Annotated in this window: 19 protein-coding genes, 1 tRNA gene and 1 pseudogene; 10 read left to right on the top strand and 11 right to left on the bottom strand. The window is 72.7% G+C overall.

Annotation, left to right across the window (positions count from 1 at the left end; genetic code table 11):
• The first annotated feature begins 379 nt into the window (after positions 1-379).
• Together ASG88_RS12115 and ASG88_RS12120 are read left to right on the top strand one after the other, a co-directional pair.
• A complete protein-coding gene (locus tag ASG88_RS12115) occupies positions 380-1,999 on the top strand; it encodes an MDR family MFS transporter (RefSeq protein WP_235534828.1) in 1,620 nt (539 codons plus the stop codon).
• Positions 1,996-2,439, top strand: coding sequence for a MarR family winged helix-turn-helix transcriptional regulator (locus ASG88_RS12120; RefSeq protein ID WP_235534829.1), 444 nt, complete (start codon positions 1,996-1,998; stop codon positions 2,437-2,439). The genes ASG88_RS12115 and ASG88_RS12120 overlap by 4 nt, the downstream gene beginning before the upstream one ends.
• A 70-nt stretch (positions 2,440-2,509) precedes the next feature.
• On the opposite strand, the gene ASG88_RS12125 is transcribed toward ASG88_RS12120, so the two are convergent.
• The gene (locus ASG88_RS12125) at positions 2,510-4,117 is read right to left on the bottom strand and encodes a glycoside hydrolase family 13 protein (protein ID WP_056887668.1); all 1,608 of its coding nucleotides are present in this window, start codon (positions 4,115-4,117) and stop codon (positions 2,510-2,512) included.
• A gap of 33 nt (positions 4,118-4,150) precedes the next feature.
• Entirely contained in the window at positions 4,151-4,951 is an 801-nt protein-coding gene (locus ASG88_RS12130) for a hypothetical protein (RefSeq protein ID WP_056887669.1), read from the bottom strand.
• A 54-nt stretch (positions 4,952-5,005) separates the two neighbouring features.
• On the opposite strand from ASG88_RS12130, the gene ASG88_RS12135 reads away from it, so the two are divergent.
• Entirely contained in the window at positions 5,006-5,692 is a 687-nt protein-coding gene (locus ASG88_RS12135) for a metal-dependent transcriptional regulator (RefSeq protein ID WP_056887670.1), read from the top strand.
• A 48-nt stretch (positions 5,693-5,740) separates the two neighbouring features.
• Here ASG88_RS12135 and ASG88_RS12140 read toward each other — a convergent pair whose 3' ends face one another.
• From ASG88_RS12140 to ASG88_RS12150, 3 genes are read right to left on the bottom strand one after another with little or no spacing between them, the layout of a single operon-like run.
• Positions 5,741-6,577 carry a Sir2 family NAD-dependent protein deacetylase gene (locus tag ASG88_RS12140; protein ID WP_056887671.1) on the bottom strand — a complete coding sequence of 279 codons (837 nt, stop codon included), beginning with the start codon at positions 6,575-6,577 and terminating at the stop codon, positions 5,741-5,743.
• Complete coding sequence (locus tag ASG88_RS12145) at positions 6,574-6,840, bottom strand: DUF2277 domain-containing protein (RefSeq protein ID WP_056887672.1); 267 nt, start codon at positions 6,838-6,840, stop codon at positions 6,574-6,576. The genes ASG88_RS12140 and ASG88_RS12145 overlap by 4 nt, the downstream gene beginning before the upstream one ends.
• A 30-nt stretch (positions 6,841-6,870) precedes the next feature.
• A complete protein-coding gene (locus ASG88_RS12150) occupies positions 6,871-8,766 on the bottom strand; it encodes a beta-propeller domain-containing protein (RefSeq protein ID WP_056887673.1) in 1,896 nt (631 codons plus the stop codon).
• A gap of 56 nt (positions 8,767-8,822) precedes the next feature.
• Between ASG88_RS12150 and ASG88_RS12155 the strand changes: the two genes are divergently transcribed.
• Together ASG88_RS12155 and ASG88_RS12160 are read left to right on the top strand one after the other, a co-directional pair.
• Positions 8,823-10,007, top strand: coding sequence for a saccharopine dehydrogenase family protein (locus ASG88_RS12155; protein ID WP_056887674.1), 1,185 nt, complete (start codon positions 8,823-8,825; stop codon positions 10,005-10,007).
• Positions 10,004-11,032, top strand: a complete 1,029-nt coding sequence (locus tag ASG88_RS12160; RefSeq protein ID WP_200956423.1) for an NAD(P)H-binding protein — start codon at positions 10,004-10,006, stop codon at positions 11,030-11,032. The genes ASG88_RS12155 and ASG88_RS12160 overlap by 4 nt, the downstream gene beginning before the upstream one ends.
• 175 nt (positions 11,033-11,207) lie before the next feature.
• Here the strand turns inward: ASG88_RS12160 and ASG88_RS12165 are convergent.
• Positions 11,208-11,280: transfer RNA gene (locus tag ASG88_RS12165), tRNA-Arg, on the bottom strand.
• A gap of 195 nt (positions 11,281-11,475) precedes the next feature.
• Here ASG88_RS12165 and ASG88_RS12170 point away from each other — a divergent pair.
• Positions 11,476-12,051 carry a LysM peptidoglycan-binding domain-containing protein gene (locus ASG88_RS12170; protein ID WP_056887675.1) on the top strand — a complete coding sequence of 192 codons (576 nt, stop codon included), beginning with the start codon at positions 11,476-11,478 and terminating at the stop codon, positions 12,049-12,051.
• 97 nt (positions 12,052-12,148) lie between these two features.
• Here the strand turns inward: ASG88_RS12170 and ASG88_RS12175 are convergent, their stop codons facing one another.
• Complete coding sequence (locus tag ASG88_RS12175) at positions 12,149-13,756, bottom strand: sulfatase (protein ID WP_056887676.1); 1,608 nt, start codon at positions 13,754-13,756, stop codon at positions 12,149-12,151.
• Positions 13,757-13,889: 133 nt separating this feature from the next.
• Between ASG88_RS12175 and ASG88_RS12180 the strand changes: the two genes are divergently transcribed.
• A complete protein-coding gene (locus ASG88_RS12180) occupies positions 13,890-15,143 on the top strand; it encodes an LCP family protein (RefSeq protein WP_056887677.1) in 1,254 nt (417 codons plus the stop codon).
• Entirely contained in the window at positions 15,140-15,400 is a 261-nt protein-coding gene (locus tag ASG88_RS23095) for a hypothetical protein (RefSeq protein ID WP_157559702.1), read from the top strand. Before ASG88_RS12180 ends, ASG88_RS23095 begins: the two co-directional genes overlap by 4 nt.
• Positions 15,401-15,487: 87 nt before the next feature.
• Here the strand turns inward: ASG88_RS23095 and ASG88_RS12190 are convergent, their stop codons facing one another.
• A complete protein-coding gene (locus tag ASG88_RS12190) occupies positions 15,488-15,853 on the bottom strand; it encodes an MscL family protein (protein ID WP_056887679.1) in 366 nt (121 codons plus the stop codon).
• Between the two features lie 61 nt (positions 15,854-15,914).
• The gene (locus ASG88_RS12195; RefSeq protein ID WP_056887680.1) at positions 15,915-16,550 is read right to left on the bottom strand and encodes an SAF domain-containing protein; all 636 of its coding nucleotides are present in this window, start codon (positions 16,548-16,550) and stop codon (positions 15,915-15,917) included.
• A gap of 80 nt (positions 16,551-16,630) precedes the next feature.
• Here ASG88_RS12195 and ASG88_RS23800 point away from each other — a divergent pair, with 80 nt between their 5' ends.
• The gene (locus ASG88_RS23800; protein WP_235534844.1) at positions 16,631-16,807 is read left to right on the top strand and encodes a hypothetical protein; all 177 of its coding nucleotides are present in this window, start codon (positions 16,631-16,633) and stop codon (positions 16,805-16,807) included.
• Between the two features lie 14 nt (positions 16,808-16,821).
• Here the strand turns inward: ASG88_RS23800 and ASG88_RS23805 are convergent.
• Positions 16,822-16,962 (bottom strand): annotated as a pseudogene (locus ASG88_RS23805) (FmdB family zinc ribbon protein); the annotation flags it as partial.
• Between the two features lie 115 nt (positions 16,963-17,077).
• Here ASG88_RS23805 and ASG88_RS12200 point away from each other — a divergent pair.
• A complete protein-coding gene (locus ASG88_RS12200; protein ID WP_082600341.1) occupies positions 17,078-19,699 on the top strand; it encodes a penicillin acylase family protein in 2,622 nt (873 codons plus the stop codon).
• 15 nt (positions 19,700-19,714) lie between these two features.
• Here ASG88_RS12200 and ASG88_RS12205 read toward each other — a convergent pair whose 3' ends face one another.
• Positions 19,715-20,335: a 5-formyltetrahydrofolate cyclo-ligase gene (locus tag ASG88_RS12205; protein WP_082600343.1), complete on the bottom strand. Its 621-nt coding sequence runs from the start codon at positions 20,333-20,335 to the stop codon at positions 19,715-19,717.
• Positions 20,336-20,350: the final 15 nt, after the last annotated feature.

The following is a 20,350-nucleotide window of genomic DNA, read 5'->3' on the forward strand; positions in this document are numbered from 1 at the left end:
AGGAGGTGGTCCGAAGAATGAAGTCTTTTCGGATGAGTGAGGTGGCTGCCCGCTAGGCAGCACCAGCCCTAGTCGCCGACGAGCTGCCGGCGAATCCATCGCAGCCACCCGACCCGCAGGCCCCCGGACGTCATCCCCCGGGGCCCCTCCGACCGAACGAGTCCGGCAGGGGCAGCAGGCCTGCGGGTCGCTGCTTGTCCGGGCCATCCCCGGGCATGATCGTCGCCACCGCCGCGGGAGCTCCATGAGCGCTCCGCGGGCGCTCCGTGAGCACCCCGCGAGCGGCCCGTGAGCGTTCCGTGGCCGACGTCACGTGCCCGCCGGGCAGACGGGGAGCGCTCCGAGGAATATAGTTGCCGTTGGCAACCTTCTAGTCCTCATGAATCGAGCCTCCGTGTCCCACCCCCAGCCCGCCCCCGCACCGGTCGCGACGCCGGCGTCCGGGCAGCCCGGCCAGATGAGCCACCGCGAGGTCATGGAGGCGCTCAGCGGCCTCCTGCTCGCGATGTTCGTCGCCATGTTGTCGAGCACCATCGTGTCCAACGCGCTGCCGCGGATCGTGACCGACCTCGACGGCAGCCAGACCGGCTACACCTGGGTCGTGGTGGCCACCCTGCTCACCATGACGGCGACCACGCCGATCTGGGGCAAGCTCGCCGACCAGTTCAACAAGAAGATCCTGGTGCAGAGCGCCCTGGTGATCTTCTCCATCGGCTCGGTGATCGCCGGCTTCGCGCCCACCATGGAGGTCCTGATCGGCGCGCGCGCCATCCAGGGCCTCGGCGTCGGCGGGCTCACCGCGCTGGTGCAGGTCGTGATCGCCACCATGGTCCCGCCGCGCGAGCGTGGTCGCTACTCGGGCTACATCGGCGCCGTCTTCGCGATGGCCACCATCTCCGGCCCCCTCGTCGGCGGCCTGCTGGTGGACACCGTGGGCTGGCGCTGGTGCTTCTTCTTCGGGATCCCGGTCGCCCTGGTCGCCTTCGTGGTCCTCCAGAAGACGCTGCGCATCCCGGTGGTCAAGCGCGAGGTGCACATCGACTACCTCGGTGCCACCCTGCTGGTCGGCGGCGTCTCGCTCCTCCTCGTCTGGGTCTCGCTCGCCGGCAGCCAGTTCGGCTGGACCTCGACCACCAGCATCGCCCTGGTCCTCGGTGGCCTGGTCGTCGTGGCCGCGGCCATCTACGTCGAGATCAAGGTCGCCCGCGACCCGATCATCCCAATGCGGCTCTTCCGCGACCGCACGACGTCGCTGGCCACCCTGGCCTCGGTGCTCATCGGCCTGGCGATGTTCGGCGCGACCGTCTACCTGTCGCAGTACTTCCAGCTCGCCCGCGGCATGTCCCCGACCAAGGCCGGCCTCATGTCGGTCGCCATGGTGGGCGGGCTGCTCGTCTCCAGCATCATCAGTGGTCGCCTCATCACGAAGACCGGCAGGTGGAAGAAGTTCCTGGTCGGCGGCATGGTGCTGGTGATCGTGGGCCTGCTGCTGCTCTCGACCATCGACGACACGACCAACCTCTGGGTCGTCGGCGCCTTCATGGCGGTCCTCGGGCTCGGCCTCGGAGCCACGATGCAGAACCTCGTGCTCGCCGTGCAGAACAACACCTCGCAGGCCGACATGGGTGCGGCCAGCGCGGTCGTCGCGTTCTTCCGCTCGATGGGCGGCTCCGTGGGCGTCTCGGCGCTGGGTGCCGTGCTGGGCCACCAGGTCGCCGACGAGATCACCCGCGGACTCGCGAAGCTGGGCATCGAGGGCGGAGCCGGTGACACCCACCAGATCCCCGACCTGGCCACGCTGCCCGAGCCGGTGCGGGTGGTGGTCGAGCACGCCTTCGGCGTCGCGACCGGCCACATCTTCCTGGTCGCCGCACCCTTCGCCGTCGCCGCGCTGGTCGCCGTACTCTTCATCCAGGAGGTGCCCATGCGCGAGACCCTGGAGGACGAGCCCCGCGAGGCCGCCCCGGCGCCCGGGGCGACGGCGGTGCTGGAGCGGTGAACGACCGGATCCGCACGTTGCACGCCCTCGAGCAGGAGATGGGCATCCTGATGCGACGCGTACGCCGCGCGCTCAGCGAGCGGGCCGCGCTCGTGCACCCGTCGCTGCAGCCCTCGTCGTACGTCATGCTCGCCCACCTCATCGAGGCGGGGCCGCGACGCTCGGCGGACATCGCCGAGGCGTTCGACCTCGACAAGGGTGCGGTGTCGCGCCAGGTGCAGCACCTCGTCGAGCTCGGCCTGGTCGAGCGCACGCCTGATCCCGCCGACGGCCGCGCCACCATCCTGACGGCGACGACCGAGGCGAAGGACCGGGTCGACCAGGTCAGCCGGCTCCGGATCGAGCAGCTCGACGAAAGACTCGCCGAGTGGACCGCCGAGGACCTCGACGAGCTGGTCTCCCGCTTCTCCCGCTACAACGCGACGCTCGACGAGCGCTGACCGACCGACGTACGCACGGCCCGCCCCCTGCTCGATCGAGGGGGCGGGCCGTGCGGCGTCCGGGTGTGGCTCAGCCGAGCCAGACGCAGGTGTCGGGCGGCAGCACGTCGGTGACCGAGCGGCTGCTCGCGAGCACCGTGCCCTGGGGGAGCGGGACCGCAGTGGTGCCGCAGTTGAGCAGGACCCGCAGGTCGCCGCGGTGCAGCTCCAGCACGTCACCGTCCACCCCGGCGTGGGTGACCTCGTCACCGGCCGGCAGCGCGTGCGCGCGGCGGGCGGCGAGCGCGGCTCGGTAGAACTCCAGCGTCGAGCCCGCGACCCCGGTCTGCGCCTCGACGGTGAGGCCCTTGAACTCGTCCGGCTGCGGGATCCACGGCTGGGCCTCGCCCGGGCCGAAGTCGAAGGGGGCCGAGTCGCCACCCCACGGGATCGGCACCCGGCAGCCGTCGCGGCCGACCTCGCCGGTGCGGAACCACGACGGGTCCTGCCGGTCCTCGGGGGCGACGTCGACCTGCTCGAGGCCGAGCTCCTCGCCCTGGTAGAGGTAGGAGGAGCCGGGCAGCGCGAGCATCGCCAGCGTCGCGGCACGGGCGCGGGCCAGGCCCTGCTCGCCCCCGCCGTAGCGGGTCACGTGGCGGACCACGTCGTGGTTGCTCAGCACCCACGTCGGGGACGCGCCGACCGGGGCGACGGCCGCGAGGGTGTCGACGACGACCTCGCGGAACGACTCGGCCGACCACTCGGCCAGCAGCCAGGCGAAGTTGAAGGCCTGGTCGAGCTCGTCGGGGCGGACGAAGGCGGCCATCGACTCGGGGGTCTGGGTCCACGCCTCGGCGACCGCCATCCGGTCGTCGCCGACGGAGTCGAGAACGGCGCTCCAGCGGCGGTAGACGTCGTGCACCTCGGGCTGGTCCCACATCGGCTCGTCCTTGAGCTCGAGGGACACCATCGAGTGGTCGCTGTTGACCTGGCCGGAGGACGGGCGCTCGCCCTCCTCGACGACCTGGTCGCGCAGCGACTCCTCCTTGTAGAGACCGTGGGCGACGTCGACGCGGAAGCCGTCCACGCCCTTGTCGAGCCAGAAGCGCAGCACGTCCTCGAACATGTCGCCGACCTCGGGGTTGCGCCAGTCGAGGTCGGGCTGGGTGGAGTCGAAGAGGTGGAGGTACCACTGGCCGTCCTCGACGCGGGTCCAGGCCGGACCGCCGAAGACGGACCCCCAGTTGTTGGGCGGCAGCGACCCGTCGGGGCCGGAGCCCTCGCGGAACATGTAGCGCGCCCGCTCCGGGCTGCCCGGACCGGCGGCCAGCGCGGCCTGGAACCAGACGTGCTCGTCGGAGGTGTGGTTGGGCACGAGGTCGACGATGACGCGCAGGTCCAGCTCGTGCGCCCGCGCGATCAGCGCGTCGGCGTCGCCGAGCGTGCCGAACAGCGGGTCGACGTCGGTGTAGTCGGCGACGTCGTACCCGTGGTCGTGCTGCGGCGAGGTGTAGAACGGCGTGATCCACAGGGCGTCGACACCGAGGTCGCGCAGGTAGGGCAGGCGCGAGGTGATGCCCGGGAGGTCGCCGATGCCGTCACCGTCACTGTCGGCGAAGCTGCGGACGTAGACCTGGTAGACGACGGCGTTGCGCCACCACGAGGGTCCGGCCTGGATTGGATCGTTAAAATCAGCCATGCCCACTATTCTCACCAGCCGCCGGGGCGTGGGTCAATCCGGCGGGCGCTGCCCGCCGAAGAGCGCCGGGTCCACCGCGATCCAGATGTGCTCCGCCGTCGCGACGACCCGCCGGTCGGCGTCGTACAGGGTCGCGGCGGTGAACGTCTTGCGTCCCTCGCGCCGGCGCCCCGACCCGACGACCACGTGCTCCTCGCCGATGACGGGCAGCGTGTCGACCCGCATGGTCATCCGGCCCAGCACCATCAGCCGCTCGGTGAGGTCGCCGGCCCAGCCGCCGACGCAGTCGAGGGCCGCCCAGGTCGCGGCGACCGACGCACGCGGCTCCTCGTCGACGTAGGTGGGGGCGTCCTCGCCGACGCTGCGGTGCGGCGTCCAGGTCGCGGCCACGCGGTCGGCGTCGCCCCCGTCGGCCTCGTCACCCACGGGGCCGGGGAAGATCCGCAGCCCGTCGCCCTCCTCGCGCCCCGTGCCGCACGCGAAGCACGTCGGGAACGGGTGGAAGGCGTGACCGGCGTACGCCGCCTCGGCCGCCCGCGCGACGGCGGGCTCCACCGTGTCCACCTCGACGAGCGCCACGTCCGACGCGCGCCGGGCGGTGGCGATCACGGCCCCGCCGAAGGTCGCGGTGGCCGTGTCGTCGTCCCCGAGGGCGACGGCCAGCGCGCTGTCGAGGGGCGGCGGCTGCCGCAGGGACACCTCGATCGTCGGCCAGCCCGCGACGTGGTCGTCGGGCTCGCGGGCGAGCGTGGTGGCGAGGGCTCCGGCGGTCCACCCGCCGTTGCCCGAGTCGGGCGGTCCGCAGAAGCGCCGCGGGACGATCAGCTCGGTCACCCCCCTCACTGTGCCACGTCGGCGGGACTGCCGGACATGGGACACAATGACGCCGTGAGCGACCTGATCGACACCACCGAGATGTACCTCCGCACGATCTACGAGCTCGTGGAGGAGGACATCGTGCCGCTGCGCGCCCGCATCGCCGAGCGCCTGCACCAGAGCGGCCCGACCGTCTCGCAGACGGTCGCCCGCATGGAGCGCGACGGCCTGCTCACCGTGGAGGGCGACCGGCACCTCGAGCTCACCGAGGAGGGCCGCCGCCTCGCCACCCGGGTGATGCGCAAGCACCGCCTCGCCGAGCGCCTGCTGACCGACGTCATCGGCCTGCCCTGGGAGCTCGTGCACGCCGAGGCGTGCCGCTGGGAGCACGTGATGTCCGAGACCGTCGAGCGACGCCTCGTCGAGCTGCTCGACCACCCGACGGAGTCGCCCTACGGCAACCCGATCCCCGGCCTCGACGAGCTCGGCGAGAGCGCGCTGGGGGAGGGCTTCATGGAGGGCGTCGAGCCGCTGTCCGCGGTCGCCGGTCCCGAGGAGTCCCGGGTGCTCGTCCGCCGCATCTCCGAGGAGATGCAGAAGGACGAGGACCTGATGGGCACCCTGCGCCGGGTCGGCGCCGTGCCCGACAAGACCGTCACCGTGGCCACGACGGCCGAGGGCATCCTGGTCGGCTCCGGCGGCGAGACCGCCGAGGTCGTGCACGAGGCTGCCGACCACATCTTCGTCCGGCGGCTCTGAGCGGGTCCTGACCCCGCCCGGGCCCCGACCTTGCTCGACCGTCGGTGCTCAGCCGCGGCGTTCGACGAGGTCGGTGAGGAACTCGCTGCACCCGACGCTCAACGTGTACGTCGCGTGGTCGTCCCCGCGGGTGGTGCCCCGGTTGACGATCACCACGGGGGTGCCGGCCCGCGCCGCCCGCTTGACGAAGCGCAGCCCGCTCATCACCGTGAGCGACGAGCCGGCCACCAGCAGCACGCCGTCGTCGCCGAGGGCCTCGACCGCGGCGTAGCAGCGGGCCACCCGCTCGGCGGGGACGTTCTCCCCGAAGAAGACCACGTGCGGCTTGAGCAGGCCGCCGCACCCGTCGCAGCCGGGCACCACGAAGCCGTCGGTCTCCTCGAGCTCGACGTCGCCGTCCGGGCGCATCGCCGCGGAGGCGTGCTCGGCGAGCCAGCCGGCGTTGAGCTCGGCCAGGCGCTCCTGGAGCGCGGCCCGGGGCGTGATCGCACCGCAGCCGAGGCACACGACCTCCGACACCCGCCCGTGCAGCGCCACCACCTGCCGCGACCCGGCCGCCTCGTGGAGGCCGTCGACGTTCTGGGTGATGAGCAGGCCGGGGTCGAGGCGGGCCATCGCCCGGTGCCCGGCGTTGGGCTCGGCGTGGCCCATCCGGGCCCAGCCGAGGTGGCTGCGCGCCCAGTAGCGCTGCTGGGGGACCGGTCCGGAGACGAACTCCTGGTAGGTCATCGGCATCCGCACGGGCGCGCCCGGACCGCGGTAGTCGGGGATGCCGGAGTCGGTGGAGAGCCCGGCCCCGGTGAGCGCGACGAGGGGACGGTCGGCCAGGAAATCGAGGACCTCGTCGACGCTCGAGGTGTCCCGTGGCTCGGCGCGGAGGGTCACGCGTACCGGGCCTGGGCGCGGGCGCGCGCCTTGGCGGCCTCGACCTCACGGTCCTTGGGGGGCGCCGTCGTCACCAGGTCGTCCAGCAGGTGCTGGGTGAGGTGGGCGATCTCACGGACCGCCGCGTAGAAGGCGTCCTCGTTGGCCTGGGACGGCTTGGTGGTGCCGGCGACCTTGCGGACGTACTGCAGCGCGGCGGCGGTGACCTCGTCGCGCGTGGCCGGCGGCTCGAAGTTGTTGAGCGGGCGGATGTTGCGGCACATGCCCCCAGCGTAGGCGGCCCGGCCCGTCGCTCACAGGGCGAAGAACGACACCCCGTCGCCGGTGACGAGCACGACCCGGCCGTCGGCCAGCGGCACGAGCCGCACCTGGGCCACCTCGTCGCCGACCTCGACCGCCACCATCTCGTCGTCCATCCGGTCCCGGCCGAGCCGGAGCACGGACACCCAGCCGGTGCGTCCCCGCCACGCCTCGGAGACCACGGTCAGCGCGATCCGCCGGTCGGGCAGCCAGGTGAACTGCCGGGGGTCGGTGCCCGCCCCGGCGACGGAGAACCGGGGATAGGCGACGGTGTCGAGCCGCTCGGGCGACGTCAGGTCGGTGACGTCGAAGAGGGCTGCCTGGGCGCCGCGGACCATGCCGTCGGGGGACGCGGCCTGGCCGACGCCGATCAGCCGCCGGCCGCCGAGCGGGTGGAGGTACTCGCTGTAGCCGGGGATCTTGAGCTCGCCCAGCAGCCGCGGGGACACCGGGTCGGTGAGGTCGACGGCGTACAGCGGGTCGACCTGGCGGAAGGTCACCACGATCGCCAGGTCGTCGAACCAGCGCACCGCCTTGATCTCCTCGCCGACCCCGAGCCCGTCGACGCGGCCCACCTCGACGAGCTCCGTCCCCTCCTCGCGCAGGGTGAGCACCGAGCTGGCGTCCGCGGTCCTCGACGTCGCGCCCACGGCGACCCGCAGCGTCCCGTCGGAGAAGTCCATCGCCCAGCGGTCTCGCACCGACCCCTCGACCTCACCGCCGGCGACGAAGGTCGTGGCGACGCCGTCGAGGGCGAAGGCGTAGAGGTCGGTCGTGCCGTCGGTGCTGCCCGGGCCCCCGCCCGACGGGGGCAGGCACCGGTCGATGCAGTCGATCGTCGGTGAGCCCCACCAGCCCGACGGGGCGGCGGTCGCGAGGTAGACGCGGTCGGGGGAGGAGTACGACGTCGCCGCGTCCGTCGCCACCGCGGTCGAGGTCGGGCTCGCGAGCGGGTCGGCGTCAGCGGGCCGGAAGCCCACCACCGTGGTGGTGCCCAGCGCGGCGTCGTCGTCGGTCGGGACGGCGACGTCGGCACAGTCGACGACCGGCTCGCCGTCGACGCCGGGCAGCCAGTCCGCGAGCGTGGAGTCGCGCACGACCTGCCGGTTGCGCTCCAACGCGGTCCGCTCGCCCTGGCGGGGACCGGGCTGCACGAAGTCGAGGGCGGGACGGTAGGACCGGAGCACGAGCCGGACGACGTCGTCACCCCGGTCGTCGTGCAGCCGGGCCGCGGCCAGCTCGGCGTCGAGGTCGGTGGCGCTCACGACCTGCGGGGCGCCGGGGTCGGACACGTCCAGCACGACGACCCTCGTCGTCAGCTGCGCGTCGTACGCACCGTCGACGGTGCCCAGCACGACCACCCGGTCACCGCTGACGAGGAGCTCGCCCTCGCCGAGGCCGTCCAGGGTGAGGGAGGACAGCTCCCGCGGCTCGGCACCCGAGACGTCGTACGTCGTGAGGACGTCGTCCTGGACGCGGAACAGCAGGCCGCCCGCGACCTTGACCACGTCGGGCTCGTCGACGCCGGCCTCCTGCACGTTGGTGCCGGACGCCGTGCTCTGCGACCCGGTGGTCGTGGGGAGTGTCGGCGCGGACGCCTCCGAGCGGGTGGCGGAGCCCATCGCGTCGAACATCACGATCGGCCCGGCGTCCCAGCCGTAGGGGCCGACCTGGGCCAGGCCACGGTCGACGTACTGCGCGAGCAGGTCGGCGCACGAGGTGGTGGCCCGCAGGCTCGCGGACGCCAGCCGCAGGTCGCTCGCGGGGTCGACCGTCTCCTGCCGGTCGGCGGCTGCCCGTCCTCCCGGCCCCGTCAGGGCGAGGGTGGTGAGGACGGTGCCGACGACCAGGGCCACCAGCCCCAGCACGACCGAGATCCACTTCGTCATGGCTGTGGGACGCCGCCCCGGACGAGGGGGTTCCGGCGACCTGTTTGGATGGCGGCATGGCTGACGACCGCAACGCTGACCGTGACTTCGACATCGTGCTCTTCGGGGCGACCGGTTTCACCGGCAGGCTCACCGCGGAGTACCTCGCCCGCCATGCGCCCGACGGGCTGCGCTGGGCGCTCGCCGGGCGCAACCGCGACAAGCTGGAGGAGGTCCGCCACCACCTCGCGACGATCTCCGGCAGCGCCGCCGACCTCGAGCTGCTGCACGCCGACGTGACCGACCCGACGAGCCTGGTCGAGGTCGCCCAGCGCGCCCGCGTGGTCATCACGACGGTCGGGCCCTACCTCGCGTACGGCGAGCCGCTGGTCGCCGCGTGCGCCGATGCCGGCACCGACTACGTGGACCTCACGGGCGAGCCGGAGTTCGTCGACCGGATGTACCTGCGCCACCACCGGGCCGCGGTCGCCAGCGGCGCCCGGATCGTGCACGCATGCGGCTTCGACTCGATCCCGCACGACCTCGGCGCGCTCTACACGGTGCAGCAGCTGCCGGACGACGCGCCGATCACGCTGCGCGGGGTCGTCCGCTCCGGGGGCACGGCGTCGGGCGGCACGATCCACTCCGCGCTCAACCAGTTCGCCCGCGCCCGGCGGATGAAGGAGGCGTACTCCGCCCGCCGCCGCGCCGAGGGCAGGCCGGCCGACGGCCGTCGCTCCCGTGCCGTGTCGGGGACGCCGCACAAGGACTCGGTGCTCGGCTACTGGCTGCTCCCGCTGCCGACCATCGACCCGATCGTCGTGGCCCGCAGCGGCGCGGCCCTCCCGGCGTACGGCCCCGACTTCCGCTACTCGCACTACGCCGGCACCAAGACGATCCGGTACGCCGCCGGCGGCGCGGTCGTCGTCGGCGCGCTGGCCGCGGCGGCGCAGGTCGGCCCGGTGCGGCGGTTCCTGCTCGACCGGGTCGCCCAGGGCGAAGGGCCCGACGAGGCGCGTCGCGACGCGTCCTGGTTCACCGTGGACTTCGTCGGGGAGTCCGGCGGCCGGACCGTCCACACCCGGGTCTCGGGCGGTGACCCGGGCTACACCGAGACGTCGATGATGCTCGCCGAGTCGGCGCTGTGCCTGGCCCTCGACGACAACCCGTCCACCGCCGGGCAGGTCACCACCGCACAGGCGATGGGCGACAACCTGCTCGCACGCGTGCAGGCCGGCGGCCTGCGCTTCGAGACGCTGTGAAGATCCTCGTCACCGGTGCCACCGGCTACGTCGGCGGCCGGCTGGTGCCGCTGCTCCTCGAGGGCGGTCACGACGTGCGCACCACCACGTCCGACCCCGAGCGGGAGATGCCGTGGTGGGCGGACCGGGTCGAGACCGTCGTGATGGACGCGCTGGACCCCGACCAGGTCGCGGACGCGTGCGAGGGCGTGGACGCGGTCTTCTACCTGATCCACGGGATGGGCGGCGACGACTTCGCCGAGACCGACCGGGCGGCGGCCTCCCACTTCGCGAGCGCCGTGCGGGCCCACGGCGTCGGCCGGGTCGTCTACCTCTCCGGGCTCGTGCCGGACGCCCCTGACGACGAGCTGTCCGAGCACATCACGTCCCGGCGCGAGGTGGAGCGGATCCTCCTCGACACCCCGGCGACCGTGGTGGTCCTGCGGGCCGCGGTGCTGCTCGGCAGCGGGTCCACGTCGTTCGAGATCATCCGGCAGGTCAGCGAGCGGATGCCGGTCCACACGGTGCCGACCTGGATGGACTCCCTCGTGCAGCCGATCGCGGTCGTCGACGTGCTGGCCGCCCTCGTCGGAGCGCTCGAGTACGCCGGCCCGTCGCGCTCCTTCGACGTGTGCGGGCCCGACACGCTGCGCTACGGCGCGCTGCTCGACACCTACACCACGCACGCCGGGCTCACCCGTCCGCAGGTCCACGTCCCGCTGTTGCCGACGGCGCTCGTCGGCACCCTGGTCGGCAGCCTCACCGACGTGCCCCGGCCGACGGTGGAGGCGTTGGTGGAGAGCCTCCACCACGACATGGTCGCGGGTGACGAGGACTTCGTGGAGCTGCTGCTGCCCGCCGGCCACCGGCTCGTCGGGCTGGCGGAGGCGATCAACCGAGCCCTCGCCCCGCGCACCATGCCTCCGGAGCACGCCGACCCGATGGGCCCGATGCCCCAGGACCCCGCCTGGGCCAGTGGGGGCGACGAGCGCCCCGTCGTCGCCAAGGTGGTCGACGCGGTGAAGGACGTCCTCCCGGGCTCCTGAGGGTTGCTCACCCGCCCTCATGGCGTCGTACCCAGCACGTGCCGTCCAGCCTGGAAGATCCGACGCCCCACAGCCGTCGGATCTTCCATCTTGTGCTCTTGCGCAGTCGGTGGACGTGGCACAGGCCGGACCCGAGGACGGGTCCGGCCTGTCGTGGTCCCGAGGGACTCACCTGTGCCCCAGGCAAGAGTCGAACTTGCGACCTTTCGCTTAGGAGGCGGCTGCTCTATCCACTGAGCTACTGGGGCGTGCCCCACGCGGGGCGCGGTCATTTTGTCAGCAGGCGGCGGGCATGGCCAACGCGACCCCCGATGAAGGCGGGTGGTCGCATGCCGCCCCCCTCCCGGGTGAAGCGCCGTTGCTGAGCCGCGAAGGGCGCACCTAGGTTCGGAAGCGGTCCGTGCGACGGGTTCTCCCGTCCGGCCACAACGAGAGGAATCCGGATGTCTCTGTGGGACAAGCTGAAGGACGCCGTGACGACCGACGACGCCGAGGCGGCGGAGGAGGCGCGCAAGGAGGCCGAGGAGGCCCAGGCGGAGGCCGACAAGGCGAAGGTCGAGGCACAGGCCCGCGCCGACGAGGCACGCCGCAAGTCCGATGCTGCGGCCGAGAAGGCCGGCCTGCCGTCCGCGACCGACGAGGAGAAGGCGCAGGCGGAGGAGGCCCGCCAGCAGGCCGAGGCCGAGGCCAAGGCCGCCCAGGAGGCGCAGGCCGAGGCCGACCGCAAGGCCGAGGAGAAGGCCCAGAAGGCCATCGACAAGGCCAACGCCCGCCGCGCGAAGCGGCAGGAGGAGCGCGCGGAGGCTCGCGAGGAGCGGCAGGAGGAGCGCGCGGAGGCTCGTCAGGAGGCCCGCCAGGAGGCGGCCGCAGACGAGGTCTACACCGTGAAGTCCGGTGACACCCTCTCGGAGATCGGCCAGCGCTACGGCGTCGACTGGCGTGAGATCGCCCGGGTCAACAACGTGGAGGACCCGAACCTGATCTTCCCGGGACAGAAGTTCAGGATCCCCCGGAAGTGATCTGACCTCCGACGGGGCCGCGGCTCAGGGCCGCGGCCCCGTCGTCGTCAGACGTGGCGCAGCCGTGTGAGGCACGCAGGACGCGGGCCGGGCGACGTCAGCCCCGCGGCCTGGGCGTCCGGCCGAAGTGCCGGTTGCACTCGCTGCCCGCGCAGTCGCCGAGGGCCCGCAGGCGGCGCTCGAGCTCGCGGCGTACGGGGGCGTAGCGCTTCGAGCGGATCAGGTTGCGCAGCTCGTAGGGGTCCTCGGCGCGGTCGTAGAGGAACCCGTCGCTCAACCGGTCGTTGACCCGCCGCCCGTAGGCGTAGCGCTCGGTCAGGACACCGCGGTAGGTCCAGCCGGGGTCGCGCACGCCGGTGGCCTTGCCGCCGGTCTGGATCAGCATGGTGTCGCGCCGGTGGGTGGCCTTGCCGCCGAGCAGGGTGTCGGAGAAGTCCTCGCCGTCGAGCGTGATGTCGGGGGAGAGGTCCATCAGGGAGGTCAGGGTGGCGGTGAGGTCGACCAGGGAGACGAGGCGGTCGGACTTCTTCCCGGCGGGGACACCGGGTCCGCGCACCACCAGCGGTACGTCGAGGATCTCGTCGGAGAGCCGGTCCTTGCCGGTGAAGCGGTGCTCGCCCAGCGCGTAGCCGTTGTCGCTGGTGAAGACGATGTAGGTGTTGTCGAGCTCGCCGGTCTCGCGCAGCGTGTCCACGAGGTGCTTCACCGCGTCGTCGACCGAGAGCAGCGAGCGGATGCGGGCGAGGTTGAGCGTGCTCATCTCGCGGCGCGAGAGCTTGGCGCGGGTGCGGACACCCTTCTCCTTGTCGCTCATGTCCGCCTCGTTGAAGCTCGGGGCCTTGAAGGCGGCCGGCTTGAGTCGCGCCAGCGCCCGCTTGTGCTCAGGAGCCACCTTGGGCGGTCGCCCACCGCGGTCCCCGTCACCATCGCCGCGGGCCGACCGCGGCATCCAGATGTGCGGCGCCACGTGGTTGGCCATCACGAGGTACGGCGTGGGGCCCGCCCAGCGCTCGAGGTCGGACACGGTGCGCTGGTCGAGACGGGTGGTGACGTAGTCGTTGCGATAGGAGGTGCCGCCGAAGAAGTCGAAGTTGGCGTAGTCGGTCGCCGGCTCGAGGAGGATGTCGAAGTTGGTCCAGCCGGGATCGGCCGGCGACCCCTCCTCGAAGTGGTTGAGGTGCTTGCCGTGCAGGGCGGTGCGGTAGCCCTCGTCCTGCGCCCACGTGGCGATGGTGGAGCTCGGGTCGAACGCCTGCCACCCGCCGTACGGGCCGGAGTTGTGGTGCACGCCGTTGTTCTGGGCGTACTGCCCGGACAGGATCTCCGCGCGGGCCGGGCAGCACAGCGGGTGCGGCGACTGCGCCTGGCGGAAGGTCATGCCCCGCTCGACGAGGAGCTCGCGCACGTGCGGCATGTGCCGCATGTCGTCCTTGCGCATGTCGTCGGTCAGCACCATGACCACGTTGGGCGGCTCCTCGGCGACCGCGGTGCCGCGACCGGCCGTGGTGGCGGTGCCCGGGACGGGGGAGCCGGCGCCGGCGGTCGCCGAGCGGGCCACGGGACTCGTGCCCGGACTGGCGACCGGCGCGACGAGGGCGAGCCCGGCGACCACCACGAGGGCGGCCAGCGGGCGGCGGAGGGGGCGGGTGGAGCGGTGCGGCACGACGAGGAGTCCCTGGAGCCGAGGACGAGTGGACCGCGTCATCCTGTCATGCGACCGGGGATGAGGAATTTGTCCTGCTCGAGTCTGCGGCGACAATTTGTCGACGTCGCGTAGGTTGCGATGTTGACCCCGGGGTGCCGCTGAGGTATCCCACCGACGAAGGTGTGAAGCAACAGTGTCAGGAGCCCACAGCGCTGCCACCGACCCGCCTGCGCCCAAGCGCAAGGGCAAGGTCAAGCGCAAGCACACCGTCGGTCGTGTCGTCCTCGCCAGCAGCATCGTGCTGGCGCTGGTCACTGCCCTCGGCGTCGTCTTCTTCTACCGCCACCTCAACGGGAACATCGAGACCGAGTCGCTCTCGGCGCTCGGCGACGACCGTCCGGAGAAGATCTACCGCGGCAACGGTGAGCCCCTCAACATCCTGGTGATGGGCGACGACACCCGCTCCGGCGAGGGCAACGAGATCGACGGCGAGGCCGGCGGTGGTGGCTCGGACACCACGATCCTCGTCCACCTCTCCGCCGACCGGACGCGGTCCTACGCCATCTCCATCCCGCGCGACTCCATCGTCCAGCGCCCCGACTGCGAGGGCAGCGATGCCGCCAGCGAGGTCAAGTGGAACACCGCCTTCGCCGTCGGCGGCCCGTTGTGCACCGTGGCGCAGCTCGAGGAGAACGCGGACGTCTTCGTCGACCACTTCGTGGTCGTGGACTTCAACGGCTTCGGCGAGATGGTCGACGCCGTTGGTGGCGTGCCGGTGTGCGTCCCCGAGGACATCAAGGACCCGGAGCACCAGATCTTCGTCCCGGCGGGCGACCCCTCCCTGCTGACCGGCGACGAGGCGCTCGACTACGTCCGGGCCCGGTACGTCGGTGAGCTCGCCCAGCAGAACGACATCAGCCGCATCCGCCGACAGCAGACCTTCATCGCGGCGCTCATCCGCGAGGTCAAGTCGGCCGGCACCCTCACCCGCCTCGACAAGGTGGTGCGCTTCCTCGACGCCGCCACCGACTCGCTCAAGACCGACACCGGCCTCGGCACCGTGACCCGCATCGGCAAGATCGCCATGCAGCTGCAGAACGTCGGGCTCGACGAGATCCAGTTCGTGACGGTGCCCACGGAGTACTACCCCCGCGAGTCGGAGCACTTCGGCAGCGTCTTCTGGACCGAGGACGCCGACACGATCTGGCAGCTGATCAACGAGGACAAGCCGCTTCCGCGCTCCGTCCTCGACACCGCGATCACGGCCGAGCCGCCGGCGACCTCGAGCGAGGCGCAGGGCGGCGGAGCGGGCGAGACCCCGTCCGAGACGCCCCAGCCCGAGGAGACTCCCAGCGAGTCCCCGAGCGAGGAGGCCTCGCCGTCGGAGGAAGCCTCTCCCACCGAGACGGCGCCCACGGAGGAGCCCGTCCCCGGCGTGTGCGCGTGACGGCCGGGCCCGCCCCTGACGCCGGCCGGCCCGGCGATGACGCGGAGGCTGTCACCACCGGGGGCGCCGGCGCTGCGGACGCAGGAGCCGAGAAGGTCAGCACCGAGCGCGACGACGACGTGTCGTCGCCGGAGGCCCAGGTCGAGCCCGAGTGGGTACGCCGCCGCCGGCTCGAGGCGGTCTTCGGCGACGGCGCGCACGGCCAGGCGCTCGGCGACGGCTACTACCGCGACCAGGTGCCGCCGCACCACGGCTGACCCCGCACCACGGCCGGACGCACGAACGGCCCGCCCCGAAGGGCGAGCCGTCCGGCACCAGCGTCAGGCCCGGGGTCGGACCTCGGGTCAGACCTGACCGTTGCGGGCGCGCAGCAGGTCGCGGATCTCCTCGAGCACGGCCACGTCGGCGGGGGTGCCGGTGTCCTCGGCCGGGAAGTAGCGCTCCTTGGCCTTCGTGTAGGGCAGCACGATGAAGAAGTAGACGATCGTGGCCATGATGACGAACGAGATCACCGCGGTCAGCCAGGCGCCGACCGAGACCCCGCCGGGGGAGTAGCTGGAGAAGTCGGGCGTGCCGCCGGCCTTGCCGATGAGGTCCATGATGAGCGCGACCGTCGCCGTGACCACCGCGGCGAATGCCGTCGCCATGATGAACGCGACCGCCAGCTCGATGAGGCTGCCTCGGAGGAGGAAGTTCTTGAATCCGCTCATGGGGTGACTCCTTGCGTGACCCCGAGACCGGGGCCGGTGAGGTGCTGGGACACGCACGACGCTAGCGCGAAAAGGCCACCACGAGGAACAGCGTCACGGCGGCGAGACCCACGTCGGGAGCGGCCGCGGGGCTGATCCCGAGCACGACGAGGCGCCCCGGTGGGGCCGACGAGTCGGCCGCGGCTGCGTCGTCCGCCGCGGGCACGGCGAGCACCAGGACGTCGTCGGCGACCGGGGTGGCCTCGCCGGACCCGGGGTCGGCCGCCAGCAGGTCGATGCGGTCACCGGGGCGCAGCAGTGAGACGACCCCGGCGTCGGGCAGCCGCACCGGCATGACGGTCAGGTCGGGATGCGCGCCGGCCAGGCCCTCCCCGACCAGGCGGACGTCGGTGACCGGCTCGCCGGCCACGACCGGGGCGGCGAGGACCCGGCCCACGGGGTCGTCGGGCATCCCGGAGGGCTCGGTGCCCGGCGCGAAGGCCGCGGTCGTGAGGTCGGCCGGTCCGACGACCACGCCCGCCGACAGGTCGCGAGCCGCCACCGGGACGGCCACCGTCGGGGGAGGCGGACCCGCGCCCACCCGCAGCCCGACCAGCACCGCCACAGCCGCGCACGCTGCGGCGAGGGGACGCCGGCGGGCCAGCACGTGGCGGCGCAGCGTGCGCCAGCGGCGGCGTACGTCGTCGATCAGGGGCATGCGCCGACGCTAGGCGGCGGCACCGACCATGGCCGACGGTCGGGACGACCCTGGGGATCGGTCAGCTCGAGGAGGACCCTGTGGACGACGACGGGCCCGCGGAGGACGACGAGGAGCCGGACGAGGACCCCGACGAGCCCGACGAGGACGAGCCCGAGTCGGAGGACGATCCGGAGGGCCCCGACTCCTTGGAGGAGGAGGAGCCCGCGGTCGCAGGCTCCGACGCGGTCGATGAGGACCGGCTGTCGGTGCGGTAGAAGCCCGAGCCCTTGAAGACCACGCCCACGGCGTTGAAGACCTTGCGCAGCCGGCCGTCACACTCCGGGCAGTGCGTGAGGGACTCGTCGCTGAAGCTCTGGAACTGCTCGAACGCGTGGCCGCACTCGGTGCAGAGGTACTGGTAGGTGGGCATCGGGACCTTCGTGACTCCGGGCTGCGGTGGATCGGGGGAGGTGCGGGGACGGTGGCGGGGACACGCTGGCACTCGCCGTTCCCGACTGCCAAGGGTACGGCACAATGCCCCCACGATGAGCGAGCAGCCCGCACCCCCCGAGACCGACCCGACGTGGTGGCAGACCTTCCGGGCCGCGCCACGCGTCCTGCGGTGGTCCGCGTACGCCGTCGCCGGCCTCGCGGTGCTCGTCGTGCTGCTGCTCGTGGTCACCGTCGCCTTCGCGCTGCGCCCGGTCCCGGCCACCACCGGTGAGGTGGAGGTCCCCGGCCTCGGGGCCGAGGTCGAGGTCATCCGTGACGCGCACGGCATCGCGCAGGTCTACGCCGACACCGACGCCGACCTTCTGCGGGCCCAGGGCTACGTCCACGCCCAGGAGCGCTTCTTCGAGATGGACGTGCGCCGCCACGTCACCGCTGGTCGGCTCTCCGAGCTCTTCGGCGAGGACGGCCTCGAGACCGACAAGGTGATCCGCACGATGGGCTGGCGCCGGGTCGCCGAGCAGGAGCTCGCGATCCTCGACACCGAGACCCGTGAGGCGCTCGCGTCGTACGCCGAGGGGGTCAACGCCTACCTCGAGTCGCACGGCCCGACCGAGATGGCCGTGGAGTACACCCTCCTCGCCGCCACCGGTCTCTCCTACGAGCCCGAGCCGTGGACGCCCGTCGACTCGCTGGCCTGGCTCAAGGCGATGGCGTGGGACCTGCGCGGCAACATGACCGACGAGGTCGACCGGGTGCTGGCCAGCCTCGACCACACGCCCGAGGAGGTGGACCGGCTCTACCCCGAGTACCCGTACGACCGGCACCCGCCGATCGTGGGCAGCGGCGGCGTGGTCGACGGCGTCTTCGAGCAGAACGCCTCCGGCAATGCGACCCGCAACCCGCGCCGCCCGGCGTACTCGCGCGAGATGGTCGACGCCCTCGAGGGCGTGCGCGACGCGGTGGCCCGGGTCCCCGACCTGATGGGCCGCGGCGACGGCATCGGCTCCAACTCCTGGGTGGTCGACGGCGAGCACAGCGCCACCGGCGCGCCGCTGCTGGCCAACGACCCGCACCTCGGCGTGAGCATGCCCGGCATCTGGCTCCAGATGGGCCTGCACTGCCGCCAGGTCACCGCCGACTGCACGCTGGACTCCTCCGGCTTCACGTTCTCCGGCGTCCCGGGCGTGATCATCGGCCACAACGCCGACATAGCGTGGGGCTTCACCAACCTCGGACCCGACGTCACCGACCTCTACCTCGAGAAGGTCGAGGGGGAGACGTGGCTGCAGGACGACGAGCCGCAGCCGCTGGACATCCGCACCGAGACGATCGAGGTCCGCGGCGGGGACGACTTCGAGCTCCAGATCCGCGAGACGGCCCACGGGCCGCTGATCAGCGACGTGTCGCAGGAGTTCAGCTCGGTGGGGGCCAACGCCCCGACGGACGAGCCGGACCCCACCGGTCCCGGCAACGGCTACGGCGTCGCGCTCCAGTGGACCGCGCTCGAGCCCGGCACGACCGCCGACGCGATCCTCGCCCTCAACCGGGCCAGCAACTGGGACGAGTTCCGGGCGGCCGCCGCCGACTTCGAGGTCCCGGCGCAGAACCTCGTGTACGCCGACCGTGAGGGCCACATCGGCTACCAGGCGCCGGGGCGGATCCCGATCCGCAAGTCCGGCAACGACGGCCGGATGCCGGCCGAGGGCTGGGTGTCGGCCAACGACTGGACCGGTGAGTACGTCCCGTTCGACGGCCTGCCCAGCGTGCTCGACCCGGAGGAGGGCTTCGTCGTCACGGCCAACCAGGCCGTCATCGGGCCCGACTACCCCTACTTCCTCACCGGTGACTGGGACCGCGGCTACCGGTCGACCCGCATCCGCCAGGTGCTGGAGGAGGAGGGCGAGCTCTCGGTCGACGAGATGACGCGGCTCCAGCTCGACTCGACCAACCCGATGGCCGCCACCCTGGTGCCCTACCTGCTCGACGTGGAGGACCTGCCCGGTGGCTACTACCGCGACGGGCAGGAGCTCCTGGCCGACTGGGACTTCTCCCAGCCCGCCGACAGCGCGGCGGCGGCCTACTACAACGTCGTGTGGAGCAACCTGCTGCGCCTGACCTTCCACGACGAGCTGCGCGAGGACATCCGGCCCGACGGCGGCGACCGCTGGTTCGGCGTCGTCGAGCAGCTGCTCGAGGACCCGGCCGGCCCTTGGTGGGACGACGTCGACACCGAGGAGACCGAGTCGCGCGACGACGTGCTGCGCCAGGCCATGGTGGACGCCCGCGACGAGATGACGCGACGCCAGGCGCGCGACCCCGGCCAGTGGAGGTGGGGCCACCTGCACCGGCTCGACCTGCGCAGCTCGACGCTGGGCGAGTCCGGCATCGCGCCGGTCGAGCGGCTCCTCAACCGGGACGGCCACGAGGTCGGCGGCGGCTCCAGCATCGTCGACGCGACCGCCTGGGACGCCTCGGTGGGCTACGAGGTCACATCGGCGCCGTCGATGCGGATGGTGGTGTCGCTGGCCGACCTCGACCGCTCGCGGTACATCAACCTCACCGGCGTCTCGGGGCACCCGGCGTCCTCCCACTACGCCGACCAGACCGAGCTGTGGGTCGCCGGCGACTACCTCCCGTGGGCCTTCTCGCGGGACGCCGTCGAGGCGGCGGGCGAGGACTCGATGACCCTCGTCCCGGACCCCGACGACGACTGAGTTCGCACGGGCCCGTCAGCGGGCTCCGAGGGCGTGCACCCCGGCGGGCGTGATGGCGTGCGTCACCGGCCGGTCGTGCGGCTCGGTGGGCACGTCGACCCCGACCTCGTCGTCGTGGAGCAGCACGGCCACGGGGCGACCTGCCGCCCGCGCCAGCGCCCGGTCGTAGCAGCCGCCGCCGCGACCGAGCCTCTCCCCGGACGGGGAGACCGCGAGGCCCGGCACCAGGAGCACGTCGGCGTCCCGCACCGCATCCACGCCGAGCAGCGCGCCGGTCGGCTCGAGCAGGCCGAGGCGCGCGGCGGCCAGCGACTCCGGACCCGTGTACGCCGCCCAGTCCAGGTCCAGGTCGGGGAGCACGACGGGGAGCAGCACGCGCACACCCGCCGCGTGCAGACCCTCGAGGAGCGGCCCGGTGCCGGGCTCCGCGCCCACCGAGACGTACGCCGCGACCGTGCGCGCGCGGCGTACGGGCTCCCACGCCAGGGCGTGGTCGGCGATGACCGCGGCGGTCCGGCCGAGGTCGGCCACCGAGCGCCCGCGACGGGCCTCCAGCAGCCGCCGGCGCAGGTCGCGCTTGGCGTCCCGCGAGGTCGGGTGGGTCTCCCCTGACGGGGGTTCGGGTGGTGTTGCCACGAGATGAGCCTACGA

This window comes from Nocardioides sp. Soil777 (assembly GCF_001428425.1).
Classification (GTDB): Bacteria; Actinomycetota; Actinomycetes; order Propionibacteriales; family Nocardioidaceae; genus Nocardioides; species Nocardioides terrigena.

What these genes read in the sequence shown, in the direction of transcription:
- ASG88_RS12115 (WP_235534828.1), top strand. Translation starts at nt 380, where the DNA reads ATGAATCGAGCCTCCGTGTCCCACCCCCAGCCCGCCCCCGCACCGGTC.
- ASG88_RS12125 (WP_056887668.1), bottom strand. Translation starts at nt 4,117, where the DNA reads ATGGCTGATTTTAACGATCCAATCCAGGCCGGACCCTCGTGGTGGCGC.
- ASG88_RS12145 (WP_056887672.1), bottom strand. Translation starts at nt 6,840, where the DNA reads ATGTGCCGCAACATCCGCCCGCTCAACAACTTCGAGCCGCCGGCCACG.
- ASG88_RS12150 (WP_056887673.1), bottom strand. Translation starts at nt 8,766, where the DNA reads ATGACGAAGTGGATCTCGGTCGTGCTGGGGCTGGTGGCCCTGGTCGTC.
- ASG88_RS12155 (WP_056887674.1), top strand. Translation starts at nt 8,823, where the DNA reads ATGGCTGACGACCGCAACGCTGACCGTGACTTCGACATCGTGCTCTTC.
- ASG88_RS12170 (WP_056887675.1), top strand. Translation starts at nt 11,476, where the DNA reads ATGTCTCTGTGGGACAAGCTGAAGGACGCCGTGACGACCGACGACGCC.
- ASG88_RS12175 (WP_056887676.1), bottom strand. Translation starts at nt 13,756, where the DNA reads ATGACGCGGTCCACTCGTCCTCGGCTCCAGGGACTCCTCGTCGTGCCG.
- ASG88_RS12190 (WP_056887679.1), bottom strand. Translation starts at nt 15,853, where the DNA reads ATGAGCGGATTCAAGAACTTCCTCCTCCGAGGCAGCCTCATCGAGCTG.
- ASG88_RS12195 (WP_056887680.1), bottom strand. Translation starts at nt 16,550, where the DNA reads ATGCCCCTGATCGACGACGTACGCCGCCGCTGGCGCACGCTGCGCCGC.
- ASG88_RS12200 (WP_082600341.1), top strand. Translation starts at nt 17,078, where the DNA reads ATGAGCGAGCAGCCCGCACCCCCCGAGACCGACCCGACGTGGTGGCAG.